This window comes from Pseudomonas sp. UBA6699, assembly GCF_002454615.1.
Classification (GTDB): Bacteria; Pseudomonadota; Gammaproteobacteria; order Pseudomonadales; family Pseudomonadaceae; genus Aquipseudomonas; species Aquipseudomonas juntendi.
Genome location: NZ_DKJF01000123.1, coordinates 1 through 12,629, shown reverse-complemented (window position 1 = coordinate 12,629; position 12,629 = coordinate 1). Strand labels below are relative to the sequence as shown.

At 61.0% G+C, this 12,629-nt stretch carries 13 protein-coding genes; 11 read left to right on the top strand and 2 right to left on the bottom strand.

Annotation, left to right across the window (positions count from 1 at the left end; all coding sequences use genetic code 11):
• Positions 1-7: 7 nt before the first annotated feature.
• On the bottom strand, positions 8-1,459 hold the full coding sequence (gene tssA, locus B3361_RS22425; RefSeq protein ID WP_054905708.1) for a type VI secretion system protein TssA: 1,452 nt from the start codon (positions 1,457-1,459) through the stop codon (positions 8-10).
• Positions 1,447-2,028, bottom strand: coding sequence for a type VI secretion system-associated protein VasI (vasI, locus tag B3361_RS22420; protein WP_082414713.1), 582 nt, complete (start codon positions 2,026-2,028; stop codon positions 1,447-1,449). The genes tssA and vasI overlap by 13 nt, the downstream gene beginning before the upstream one ends.
• A gap of 369 nt (positions 2,029-2,397) precedes the next feature.
• On the opposite strand from vasI, the gene tssB reads away from it, so the two are divergent.
• The 11 genes from tssB to B3361_RS22365 form a co-directional block, all read left to right on the top strand.
• On the top strand, positions 2,398-2,901 hold the full coding sequence (gene tssB, locus B3361_RS22415; RefSeq protein WP_009686347.1) for a type VI secretion system contractile sheath small subunit: 504 nt from the start codon (positions 2,398-2,400) through the stop codon (positions 2,899-2,901).
• 16 nt (positions 2,902-2,917) lie between these two features.
• Positions 2,918-4,408 carry a type VI secretion system contractile sheath large subunit gene (tssC, locus tag B3361_RS22410; protein ID WP_054905709.1) on the top strand — a complete coding sequence of 497 codons (1,491 nt, stop codon included), beginning with the start codon at positions 2,918-2,920 and terminating at the stop codon, positions 4,406-4,408.
• A complete protein-coding gene (tssE, locus tag B3361_RS22405) occupies positions 4,405-4,815 on the top strand; it encodes a type VI secretion system baseplate subunit TssE (protein ID WP_054905710.1) in 411 nt (136 codons plus the stop codon). The genes tssC and tssE overlap by 4 nt, the downstream gene beginning before the upstream one ends.
• A gap of 3 nt (positions 4,816-4,818) precedes the next feature.
• Entirely contained in the window at positions 4,819-6,585 is a 1,767-nt protein-coding gene (tssF, locus tag B3361_RS22400; RefSeq protein WP_054905711.1) for a type VI secretion system baseplate subunit TssF, read from the top strand.
• A complete protein-coding gene (gene tssG, locus B3361_RS22395; protein ID WP_054905712.1) occupies positions 6,549-7,565 on the top strand; it encodes a type VI secretion system baseplate subunit TssG in 1,017 nt (338 codons plus the stop codon). Before tssF ends, tssG begins: the two co-directional genes overlap by 37 nt.
• On the top strand, positions 7,562-8,116 hold the full coding sequence (locus B3361_RS22390) for an FHA domain-containing protein (protein ID WP_054905713.1): 555 nt from the start codon (positions 7,562-7,564) through the stop codon (positions 8,114-8,116). The genes tssG and B3361_RS22390 overlap by 4 nt, the downstream gene beginning before the upstream one ends.
• Positions 8,113-8,907 (top strand): type VI secretion system lipoprotein TssJ, encoded by a 795-nt coding sequence (tssJ, locus tag B3361_RS22385; protein ID WP_054905714.1) that lies wholly within the window; start codon positions 8,113-8,115, stop codon positions 8,905-8,907. The genes B3361_RS22390 and tssJ overlap by 4 nt, the downstream gene beginning before the upstream one ends.
• 52 nt (positions 8,908-8,959) lie before the next feature.
• Positions 8,960-10,297: a type VI secretion system baseplate subunit TssK gene (tssK, locus tag B3361_RS22380; RefSeq protein ID WP_054905715.1), complete on the top strand. Its 1,338-nt coding sequence runs from the start codon at positions 8,960-8,962 to the stop codon at positions 10,295-10,297.
• 64 nt (positions 10,298-10,361) lie between these two features.
• Entirely contained in the window at positions 10,362-11,153 is a 792-nt protein-coding gene (gene icmH, locus B3361_RS22375; RefSeq protein ID WP_225624760.1) for a type IVB secretion system protein IcmH/DotU, read from the top strand.
• 126 nt (positions 11,154-11,279) lie between these two features.
• On the top strand, positions 11,280-11,795 hold the full coding sequence (locus B3361_RS22370; RefSeq protein ID WP_054905717.1) for an Hcp family type VI secretion system effector: 516 nt from the start codon (positions 11,280-11,282) through the stop codon (positions 11,793-11,795).
• Between the two features lie 72 nt (positions 11,796-11,867).
• Positions 11,868-12,629: type VI secretion system Vgr family protein (locus tag B3361_RS22365; protein WP_286777909.1), on the top strand; the 762-nt coding region annotated here is incomplete at its 3' end.

Below are 12,629 nucleotides of genomic sequence, written 5' to 3'. Positions count from 1 at the left end.
GCGGGTCCTAGTCCTTGTTCTGATCGGCCAACGCATCAGGCGCGGCATGCTGTTGCAGGCGTTTGAACACCTCCGGCTCCCAGGCACTGGCCATGGTTTGCTGCATGGTTCGGGCAACGCTGGCGCACAGGTCCTGGGCCAGCCACGAGACGCCGCGCGCGGCCAGCAGACCGGCCGCGATCACGGTGGTGTGGCAGCGCTCACGCGGCGCGCGAATATCTGCCTGCATGGCCTGGAGCCTGAGCAAAACCGGCTCTACCCCACCGCTTTCCAACTGGCTGACAAGTTCTTCGCGCAGGCCCACGAACTCTTGCGCCGTTTCAGCTTGCGGTTGCTGGCCTGCGCCTTTGAGCCAGGCCATGCACTGGTCGTCCAGAAACGCCGTGCCGTCGCTGAAGCACAACTGCTGCAGGGCGGGGATACGCTGGACGAACCGGGCAGTCGCTGCGCGGATGGCTTCGGCCACCTCAGGCATTGCCAACCGTGTGGCGGTGGTGGCCGCAAGCAAGCTGCCGCGCATCCAGAAGGGGCAAGCCGACACGCTTTTTTCGATCCGCTGCAGCAGCGCCGCGTCGAATACGCTGCCGGCAATGGCCTCTTCATAATCGCCGGCGATCTCCAGCGGCACCGCCATCAGCTCGGTGCGGTGACCTTGCCCCGCCTGAGGCGCGGCCTGGATGTGAGCCCACAAGCCGAAGCGACGCAACTGATACCCCGCTGGGTCGTAGGGGTCCTGCTGGTTGATCAGCTCAGCCATGCTCAGCACCGCCCTTCGTGATTCACGCTCGTTGCCTAGCGACACGCGGGGCATGGGTGTGGCGATGACTTCGGCCAGTGGCGCGGGCTTGATGACGGGCGCCGAAGCCCTGGCCGCAGCAGGCTCGCCTGCGCCACTCGCCCGTTCCGAGTGCTTGCGTAGCAGCCGCGCCATATCATCGAGCATGGCGTCGTCCAGCAGGGCCACGGCTTGCAGCTGTTGCAGCCGCAGCAGCGCCTGTTGCGCCCCGGCCGCATGCGCAGGGCTATAGGTGAAACGGTCCAGGCGCGGCAGGGCTTCGTTCAAGCGGTTGAGCACCAAGCCAACCAGCTTGCGCTTACCCAGGTAACCCTTGGGCCCTGGCTTGGGATAAGCCGTCTCCCAGTAGCGCTCGACCATGCCGGCCAGCAAGGTCAACGTGAGCGCCCAGCGTTCCCAACAAGCACTGCGAAGCCATGCGGCACTCAGGTGTGCCACGATGCGCAGATGCTTGCACTGTTGCTCCAGGTACTGGCGCGACGCTTCCTCGATGTACACCCAATCGATAGTGGCCTCCTGCAGGCCACCCAGCTTGACCATTTCCTGGTCGATGGCCTGGTAGGTCTCATCCTCCACATCGAACAGGCCGGCCGGTGCTTGCGCGTCGATGGCTGTGAGCAACCGGGCGATTTCCTGTGCATTGACCTCGGCTACCAGCGACATGCCTTGCGCACCTCGCCGATAAGCCGGTCAAGCCCCTGAGCGTCGAAGACCAACCCGCCAACGGCAGGGTTTTCGCTGTGCACCTGGATGCGCCGGGCCCCGATCAGCTGCCTGATCTGTTCGATTCCGGGCAGGCCGCGGCCGGCATCGAGCACCTGACCGTTCTCCGTCACCTGCCAGGGGGTTGCGGCGGTGGCGCCACGCTCCCCCTGCAAGCGCACCGTCAGCCGGCTGGCATCCACGGGGTGTGCGGCGATCAGTTGCAACCGCGAGATGTTCTGCAAACAGCTGATTACCAGGTAGGGGTGCGGTGCAGCCGAAGCGATTGCGGGTGCAGAAATCGTCAGCCCCTCGTCTTCACGCGTGAGCCGGAACGTCAAATCGTCGGGATTTCGGCCTGTTTCATAGGCCAGCACCCGACGCACCGTGGGTGAGTCCTGCTCCGGTGCCGACCACTGCGCGGCCACGCGGTGCACAGGTGTTCCGGCGGATTGATCGAAACAGGCCAGGCGCTCAACGTTGGATACGATGCGCGAGCAATTCTGATCGGCATGCACTGGCAGTGGCATGCAATTGATTATCAGAAAAAGACCTGCGCCAGAGGTATGTTTCGCCAGGCATCGCAATTAAATTCCCTCTCGATAGTACATATGCCCTGTACCAGCTCCGCTGATATTTAAACGCAATCACGAGCACTCTTACCCGCGAGTGGCAAGAGACTAGCTCATAAAAAATCGCAAATACAAACAAATATTTTTTTACACTTTGACCCTCGACTGAATAACAATTTCAGGCGCAAGGTTTTTACGCAAGAGGCAATGACTGCCCCGCTCTTGTTTATATCGTAATCAAGTCTGAAGGAAATTTCCTACAAACTAAATCAGAACTCGCGAACAACTATCAGGGACTTCCCACACAAACCAAGGAGAGATTCTGCGATGGCAAAGCCCACAGGATCGGTTGCACCCAAAGAACGAATCAACATCCGATACGTGCCCGCCACAGGTGATGAACAGGCCGAAGTAGAGCTGCCGCACAAGATGCTGGTGATGGGCGATTTCGGCCTGGATGACGCCCGCGCGCTGGAAGACCGAACGGTCATGCGCATCGATAAACACACCTTCAACAATGTGTTGAATGACGCCGACGTCAGACTGGCCATGTCGGTGCCCTCCATGCTCACCACGGCTGCCGACGCGGAGCTGGCGGTTCATCTGCAGTTCAGGTCGCTCAATGACTTCGCACCAGACGGTATCGCCCGCCAGGTACCGGAGCTGAGCAAGCTGCTGGAGCTTCGCGAAGCGCTGGTGGCGCTGAAAGGCCCACTGGGCAACGTGCCCGCGTTCCGCAAGCAACTGCAGCACCTGCTGAGCAACGAGCAGGCCCGCAAGCAACTCGCCGAAGAGTTGAACCTGGTGCTTGAGGCGCCAAAAGAAGACTGAGACAACGGAGCGTCCCATGGCAAAATCAACCAGCACTCCCCTCGCCGCTGAACGGTCGGGCGAAGCATTGAGCAACGCCACGTTGCTCGACCAGATCATGGCCGAAACCAAACTGGTGCCCGCACAAGAGGGCTATCAAGTTGCTCGCCAAGGTGTATCGGCCTTTATTGCCGAAATACTCAAAAGCAATGATCCAGATCAACTCATCAACAAACACCGCGTCGATCAGATGATTGCAGAGCTGGACCGGGTGCTCAGCCGGCAGATGGATACCATCCTCCATCAACCGGCATTCCAGGAACTTGAATCTTCATGGCGCAGCCTCAAACTGCTGGTCGACCGCACAGACTTCCGCGAGAACATCAAGCTTGAAGTATTGCATGTCAGCAAAGACGACCTGCTCGATGACTTTGAGAATGCGGCCGATATTACCTGCAGCGGTATGTACAAACACGTTTACACCGCAGGTTATGGGCAATTCGGTGGTGAGCCGGTAGCGGCCATGTTGGGCAACTACCACTTCGGCCCCGCTGCCACAGACATCAAACTGTTGAGTTACATGGCGTCTGTCGGTGCCATGGCGCACGCCCCCTTCCTTGCCGCCCCCGCACCCGATTTCTTCAATTTGAGCAGCTTTGAAGAGCTGCCCAACCTGAAGGAGATCAAAGACATCTTCGCAGGGCCACGGCATGCCAAGTGGCGCGCCTTCCGCGAAAGCGAAGACGCTCGACACGTTGCGCTGACCGGGCCACGTTTCATGCTCCGCTCGGCCTACCACCCTCAGGAACAGCCGATCAAAACCTTCAACTACGAGGAAAACATCGACGGGCGACACGACAACTACCTGTGGGGCAACTCCGCTTTCCTGCTGGCCAGCTGCATCAACGACAGCTTTGCCCGCTACCGGTGGTGCCCGAACATCATTGGCCCGCAGTCCGGTGGCGCCGTCGAGGACCTGCCCGTGCATCTGTATGAGGCGCTGGGGCAACTGCAAGCGAAAATTCCAACCGAGGTGCTGATATCCGACCGCAAGGAATTCGAGCTGGCCGAAGAAGGCTTCATCGCCTTGACCATGCGCAAGGACAGCGACAACGCCGCGTTCTTCTCGGCCAATTCGGTCCAGAAACCGAAGCAGTTCCCCAAGACGCCGGAAGGCCTGCAGGCCCAAACCAACTACAAGCTGGGCACGCAACTGCCCTACTTGTTCATCGTCAATCGCCTGGCCCATTACATCAAGGTGCTGCAGCGCGAGCAGATCGGCAGCTGGAAGGAACGCCGCGATCTTGAGTCCGAGCTGAACAAATGGATCAGGCAGTACGTCGCCGACCAGGAAAACCCTTCGGCCGATGTGCGCAGCCGTCGCCCATTGCGGGCCGCGAAGGTCGTGGTTTCGGACGTTGCCGGGGATCCGGGCTGGTACCAGGTCTCGCTCGCCGTGCGCCCGCACTTCAAATACATGGGCGCAAATTTCGAGATCTCGCTGGTTGGCCGGCTTGATACCGAATGAGTGGTTTTTTCAATCGCTTGGTGACGGACCCGTCTGTTACCCGCACGCCTTCCCGGCAAGAAAACGCTGCCGAAAAGATTGCCGCCATCAAGCGCCACGTGGAAACGCTACTCAATGCACGTCAGGGCTGCTCACAAAGCAGCCCTGAACTGGGCCTGCATGACTTCAACGGGCATGCCACAAGCAGTGGCGACCTGTTGAAGCAAGTGAGTGCCGACATACGCCGCACCATTCAGCGCTTCGAGCCGCGCGTGCACGTGCGCGCGCTCAAGGCCATGCCCGCGTGTCACGCCCCGCTGGAGCTGCATTTCAGGCTGGACTGCCAGGTGCAGGTCAACAACCACCACGAGCAGCTGCAACTGGAGCTGCTGGTCAACGGCCATAGCCGCCATACCCGAGTGAGGTGACCGATGTCACTCAAGGATCGATTCAGCGAAGAGTTGCGTTACCTGCATGAACTGGGCAACGACTTCGCTACCGACAACCCACAACTTGCCCGGCTGCTGGGCAAAGGTGGCAGCGACCCGGACGTCGAACGGCTGATGGAGGCTTTTGCCTTCCTCACCGCCAAGTTGCGCCTCAAGCTGGAGGATGACCTGCCAGAGCTGACGCACCCCATGCTGCAGTTGCTGTGGCCCAATTACTTGCGGCCCCTGCCAAGCGCCACGATCATCCAGTTCACGCCACTCAAGCAAGCGCTCAGCCAATCACACTGCATTCCCAAGGGCTCACCGTTGTTCTCCAGGCCCGTGGATGGCGTGCCTTGTGTATTTCGTACGTGCACGGCCGTGGACATCCACCCGTTCGAGATCCAATCGGTCAGCGCTACCCAGACGCTCGACAGTTCGGTAGCACGCATCGAACTGCGCACCCTGGTCGAGCGCCCCTTGAACACCCTCGGCTGCGACAGCCTGGATTTCCACTTGAGCGGTGATGACAAAACAGCCCGCACGCTCTACCTGTGGCTTGCTCAATACCTCAAGCATGTCGCGGTAACGATCGATGGCCAAGTGCACCGGTTGCCGGCCAGCAGCATCATCTTTCCGGGCTTCAGCGCGAACGAAGGGCTGCTGCCGTATCCGCAGAACGTCTTCGATGGCTATCGGATCCTGCAGGAATACTTCGTTTTCGCGAAGCGCTTCCACTTCTTCAGCGTTAGCGCACTGCAGAAAGTCTGGCCCGATCAAGCGACTCGGCAGGTGGGCATCGAACTTCACTTCACCCGCCAGCTCCCTGCCTCGGTGCGTATCGGCATGGCGGATTTGCGCCTGTTCTGCACGCCGGCGGTCAACCTGTTCAGCTACAGCGCCGAACCTATCGACCTCTCCAACCGGCAGGCCCCTGCCGAGCTGACCCCCAGAGGGAAAGAACGGCATGCGTATGAGATTTTCAGTGTCGACAAGGTGGTCAGCACCCGCACCACAACAGACGGCAGCACCGGCGAACACCTACGCACGTTCCGCCCGTTCGAATCGTTCGCCCATGAGATCGAGCATGCTCAAGGGCGCACGGCGTTGTACTACCGCTATACCCTCGAGGAGTCCTTGCGCGGCGAGGGCGTCACACATCGCATCGCCTTCGTGCGTGCCGATGCCAACGCTTACACCGGTGAGCTGGAAACGGCGTCCATCGACCTGACCTGCACCAACCGCGATCTGCCCCTGGCGCTGGGCGTTGACGACATCGATGTGATTTCCGAAGCCACGCCGGCGCTGACCACCTACACCAACATCTGCAAACCCACCCGCCCCTACCGACCAGTGCTGGATGGCCAGTTGCAGTGGGCGCTGGTTTCCAACATGTCGCTCAACTATCTGTCGCTGCTGTCTGCCGAGCCGCTGAAGGCGGTGATTCGTGCCTATGACTTCGTGGCCTTGCACGACCTGCAGCAGACACGCACGACCCACAAGCGCCTGGAAGGCATTCGCGATGTTCAGACCGAGCCTCTGGATTGGCTGATCAAGGGCCAGCCCATTCGCGGGCTACGCACACGGCTGAAGCTGGACCAGGCCGCCTTCCTGTGCGAAGGCGACCTGTACCTGTTCGGCTGCGTGCTGGCGCACTTCTTCGCCCTGTACGCCAGCATCAATTCCTTCCATCAACTGGAAGTGATCAACATCACCAACAACGAGCACTACACATGGCCCATCCAGACCGGCAAACAACCGCTGATCTAGCCGACAGGCTGCTCGCCGAGGCACACCAGTACAACTTCTACCAATTGCTGGAGCGCCTGCACGGCTTGCATGGGGATGACCTGGAACCGCGCTGGCCGGACCAGGCCACCCGGCTGCGCGTGCGGCTGGCCTGTGACCCACGGCTGACGTTTCCGGTTTCCGACGTGTACAAAGCCGAACGCATGCCCGGGGCAGAAGACCGCTACCGCGTGTGCGCCACCTTCATGGGCCTGCATGGCACTGACTCACCCTTGCCTGCCTACTACCTGGAGCAGGTGGCCTACGAGCATGCGCAGGGTATCGGTATGCGGCCGGCCTTTTTCGACTTCTTCAACCACTACCTGCTCAGCCTGCTGCACCGCGTGTGGCGCAAGTACCGCTACTACATTCGCTTCCAGCCAGGTGCCAGCGATGGCTTCTCCCAGTACATCTTTGCCCTGCTGGGGTTGAATGACAAACAACTGCGCGGCGACACGCCGTTGCCGTGGAGCCGACTGCTCAGCTTCGCCGGTGTCATCGCCAGCCGCAGCCGCGCACCGGGCACCGTCGCGGGCATCATCGCCCACTGCTTCGACCTGAAACAGGTGCACATCAGGGAGTTCGAGACCCGCTCGGTGCCTACGACAACCCGGCAACTGGTAAGCCTCGGCTGCAGCAACGGCGAGCTGGGCACTTCGTTCCTGGTCGGCAGCCGCACGCGAACGCGCAGCAGCAAGTTCACCATCGTGATCAGCGAGCTGGACCAAACCCAACTGCGTGGCTTGCTGCCCAGCGGCATCAACTTCAATCGCTTGCGCGCCTTGATCGACTTCCTGCTGCGCGATGGGTTGGCCTACGACCTGGAATTGCGGCTGCAGCAGAACGCGCTGTCGCCCTTCTGCCTGCACCCGAGCCAGGGCGCCCACCTGGGCTGGACCAGCTTCACCGATGACCGCCATGGCCAGATCAGCCCCGTGGTGCGCTTTCGGGGGCGCTCATGAGCACATTGACCTTGAACATAACCAACCTCGACCAGTTGCAGCACAACGTCACGGCCCGGCACACATTCGATCGCGCAGGCGGCACCATCGGCAGCGTAGGGGCCGCGTGGCTGATCAATGACGGTGCACAGAGCGTGGCACCGATCCACTGCGAGATCCGCTGGCTGGAAGGTAGCTTCTGCGTCATCGACCGCTGCGGGCGCACCTACCTGAACGACAACCTGGGCAGCCTGGGCACGCGGTCAGCCAGGCGGCTGCTTGAGGGCGACCGGCTTCGGGTCGGCGCTTATCGGCTGTTGGTCCAGCTGTCGCCAGCGGATGCCCGTTCGCTGGAAGCGTTATTCAACCCCGACTCACGGGTGCTCGACCAATTCATCCTGGATGCACCTGCAGAGCGTTGGCCTGCCCAGCCCGCAACGGCCCCGGTCGCCGAGATTTGCTCGGTATTCGCCCAAGGTATGGGCAACGATCCCTTGGCAGCACTGGACGCGGTGACGCAAGCCACGGCGCAGGACCCGCTGGACCGCCTGGTTGCAGGAGAACACCCATGACGCGTCATTCACTGGTGGCCGGGCTTCTGGCAACCCTGATCGGGCTCTCGGGCTGCACCGCCCTGGGCAAAATGGGCCAAGTGGCGCTGAACCCTTCGATACCCGTCGGGCCGCCCAAGGATCACCCTACCGAAATTGCTTTCAGCATCAACGCCAGCCCCACACTCAACAGCAACCCCAGCAGTGTGGACGTGCTGGCCGAGCAAGAAAGCAGCCTGGCCCCCAGCCCCTACGCAGTCACTTTGAGCGCGGGCGACCCCTACGCCCTGGCCGAGAAGGTCGGCACCCTGTTCGAGTTTCTGCAGGAGCAGTACCCGGCCGCCTCGCCTGTCGAGTTACCAGAGGAGGAGGCCGATCTCCCGCTTCGCTCGCCCTTCGAGCACAGCACACCCGGCCGCTACGAAGACGCGAACATGGTGCTGAGCTTACCGCGCAGCACCACGCCGGCCACCGAAGCGGTGGCTACGCCCATGGCTATCAAGATCCTGCAACTGCGCGACGACTCATTGCTGCGCAACAGCCTTTATGAGCTGCTGGACAAAGACCCCGCCAAGGCGCTGCGCAGTACCTACATTCGCGATGACGATTACCTGCTGCACCCTGGGCAGTTCAAGTTCATTCCCTTTACCGCCATCGAGCCCGAGACCCGCTTCGTTGCCGTGATCGCCGATTACCGCAACCAGGACGATGCCACCTGGAACCAGGTACTGCGCATTCCACCGCGGGGCCACCAGATCATCCTGTCGGTGTTGCTCAATGACACGCAGGTTTTGCTCAAGGAGCAAGACTGATGGCGCCTGCAACCCTGCCCTTCTCGCTCACTCACGCTGACACGGAGCGCTCATGAGTTCACGTAATCCCGTCCTGTGGCCTGAAGGCCTGTTCGTCAAACCGCAGCATTTCCAGCAGGCTACCCGCGCCGCTGAAGCAGCCCAGCACCAACGTCTGGCCAGCCTGAACGCGGCCTTCTATGGCTTCAGCGAGCTGCAACTGAACGAGGAATACCTGAGCCTGGGCAAGGTCGCGATCACCCGCGCCCGCGGCATCATGCCGGACGGTACGGTGTTCGACATTCCGGCAGACCTGCCGCCGCCGCCGCCGCTGGAAATCGACGACCACGGCGCAAAGGACAGCGAGGTTTACCTGTGCCTGCCGCTGCGCACCGAGGGCGGTCGAGAGGTGAGTTGGCCCGACAACGCCGCCAATTTCCGCTACAGCGCTCAGCCCCAGGAAATCAAGGACACCCACAGCGCCGATGGCGACCTGGCCCAGGTCGATCTGGCAGTGCCCAACCTGCAACTCAAGCGCAAGGCTGACGACAGCAGCGCCTACACCCGCCTGGCACTGGCACGTATCCTGGAGCGGCGACCCGATGGCAGCCTGCAACTCGACGAAGGGTTCTACCCGACCAGCGTCTCGGTACGGGCTGTGCCCGCACTGCAGCGTTACCTCGAAGAAATCACCAACACCCTGCGCGAGCGCTCACGCAACCTGGCCAGCCGAATCGGTGCTGCTGGCCAATCCGGCATCGCCGATATCCGCGACTTCAACCTGTTGCAAGCCATGAACCGCTGGTGGCCGTGCTTCCAGCACTTGGCCAGGCAGGGGCAGACACACCCTGAGCAGCTGTACCTGCACATGAGCCAGGCGTGCGGCGAGTTCGTGACCTTCACCGACGAAAGCCGGCTGCCTGCCGAGTACCCCGCTTACCAGCACAGCGCATTGCGTGCGTCGTTCAAACCCCTGCAGGACACGTTGCGCCGCGCCCTGGGTACGGTCCTGCAGCCGCGGGCGGTCTCCCTACCGCTGAACGCGCTGGATTACGGGGTAATGACGACGACGCTCGAAGACCGCCGCCTGATCGATAACGCGGACTTCATCCTCGCCGTGGGTGCAGACATGCCGCCGCCGACCTTGCGCCAACTGTTCATGCAGAAGGCCAAGGTCACGTCCCTGGAAACCTTGAATGACCTGGTGCACAAGCAACTGCCCGGTATTGCGCTACAACCGCTGCCGGTGGCGCCGCGCGAGCTGCCCTTCCACGCGGGCTTCAGCTATTTCGGGCTCGACCGCCGCGACCCGGCCTGGGCCTGCATGAACACGGCCAACGGTTTCGGGATTCATATCGCCGGGGAATTCCCCGGGCTCGAGTTGCAGTTCTGGGCAATCAGGAGTGAGTGAAATGCACGCGAACGACCACCCGGGCGATGGCAGCGCACCTGCGAAAGTCGAGCAGCTGCGCTGGATGCTTGAAAACACTTCAGGCACAAAGGGGGCAGGATGCTCGACACCCACGCCAGAACCCGATCCGGCGGGTGAAGGCTACCCAGCCGATCCGGATTTCCAACTGCGGGGCGGCTACAGCAACGTGATGCTGGACGCCGCCGCCCCTTTGCTCGGCTTGGTCATGCGCATCCGCACGCTCGATACACTGCCCAACCTCGAACAGGTGCACCGGCAGGTGCGCAACCAGATCGAAAATATTCAGCAAGAGCTGCGTCAGCATGGCTACGAGGCCACCCAACTTCTGGCCTATTCCTATGGCCTGTGCCTGTTCATCGATGAAGCCGTGATGGAGAGGCCCTGGGGCCAAGCAAGCCTCTGGAGCCAGGAGCCCCTGCTCAGCATCTACCACAGCGAAACCTTTGGCGGCGAAAAGATCTTCACCGTGATCTCGCGCCTGATGCAAGAACCCCAGCGGTACCAGGACGTACTGGAGTTCATGTACTTCATCCTGTGCCTGGGCCTGAAGGGCAAGTATGCATTGGCACCAAAGGGCGAAGAAACAATGAAGACCCTCATTCACCAACTCCACGTAATCATCCGTGAGCTGCGTGGACCTACGCCGACAACGGTCTGCGACCCCTACACCAACGTCGCCCCGCGCAACTTCCGCATGAACCGGCAATGGCCCTGGTGGAGCCCCTTGGTGATTTCCGCCATTGCGATGGCTACAGCCTACGGCATCTACAGCTACCGCCTGCACCTGATCACCAATGAGGTGCTGCAGTCGCTCAACGGCATCTTGCAGCAGTAAACAGGCGGCACACCCGAATTCAACGAATTGACGGGGCATTTACCTCGTTGAAAAAGCCCATCGATTTCGATGGCCACGCTGCCCTTTGTGCACGTGCTTATCCACATGGACGCAGGAGAAACTGCCATGCCAACACCCGCTTACATCAAGATCGAGGGCCAGACCCAAGGCAACATCACCGCGGGCGCCTTCACCTCCGATTCGGTCGGCAACGTGTTTGTCGAAGGCCACGAAGACGAGATCCTGGTACAGGAAATCAAACACCGGGTAACCGTACCTACCGACCCGCAAAGCGGCCAGCCGGCCGGCCAACGCGTACACAAACCGTTCGCCTTCACCAGCTCACTGAACAAGGCGACACCGCTGATGTATCAGGCGCTGGCCAGCGGCGAAATGCTGCCGACCGTTGAAGTCAACTGGTATCGCACTTCCGTGGAGGGCAAGCAAGAGCACTTCTTCACCACCAAGCTGGAGGACGCCACCATCGTCGACATCAACACCACCCTGCCTCATGCACAAAACAAGGAGAACGCTGACTTCACCCAGTTGATCGAGGTGTCGATGTCATACCGCAAGATCTCCTGGACCCACGTCACCGCAGGCACCGAAGGCTCCGACGACTGGCGTAAACCGATCGTCTAACCCGGCTGAACACTCCTGGCAGGCATGCCCTGCCAGGGGTTTTTGAACTCTCAGACGGCGGAAGGATTTTTCATGGCCAGCCAATCTGATTTGCGGTACACCTTCGAGCCACTCGTTGGCAATGCCGAATTTGAAGTGGTGTCGTTCGAACTCAAGGAAGCGATCAGCACGCCCTTCACCCTCGAACTGGAATTGATCAGCTTCGAACCCGACATCGATTTCGGCCAACTGCTGGATAAACCCATCGTGTTCACGATCTGGGATGGCAAAGGTCCGGTGCGTTACGTGCACGGCCTGGTCAGCCGATTCAGCCAGGGCGAAAGCGGCTTCTACCGTACCTACTACAACGCATTGGTCGAACCCATCCTGGCCCGCGCCGGACTGCGCTCGAACTGGCGCATCTTTCAGCAAAAGACCGTCCCGCAGATTCTTGAGCTGATGCTCAAACGTCAAGGCATCGTTCAATACGAGCTTCGCGCGATCAGGGATCACCACGTGCGCGAGTTCTGCGTGCAAGCGGGCGAGACCGACCTTGCCTTCATCGCCCGCCTGGCGGCTGAAGAGGGCTTTGTCTATCGCTTCGAGCACAGTGAAACCCTGCATAAGCTGATCATCACGGACCAGCTGCTATCCCTCGGGCTGATCAGCCATGGGGCGCTCAAGACCGACAACGGTGACGAAAGCTTCTTCGACGGCGAAGACGTTATCGACCCCGACACCGTGCTGTATCAGTCCGACAGTGGCGGCGATCAGGCCAGGCCTTGCCTATGGCGCTTGCGCTACAGCGAGCACGTCAGAACCTCGCGACAGGTACAGCGCGACTACACCTTCACC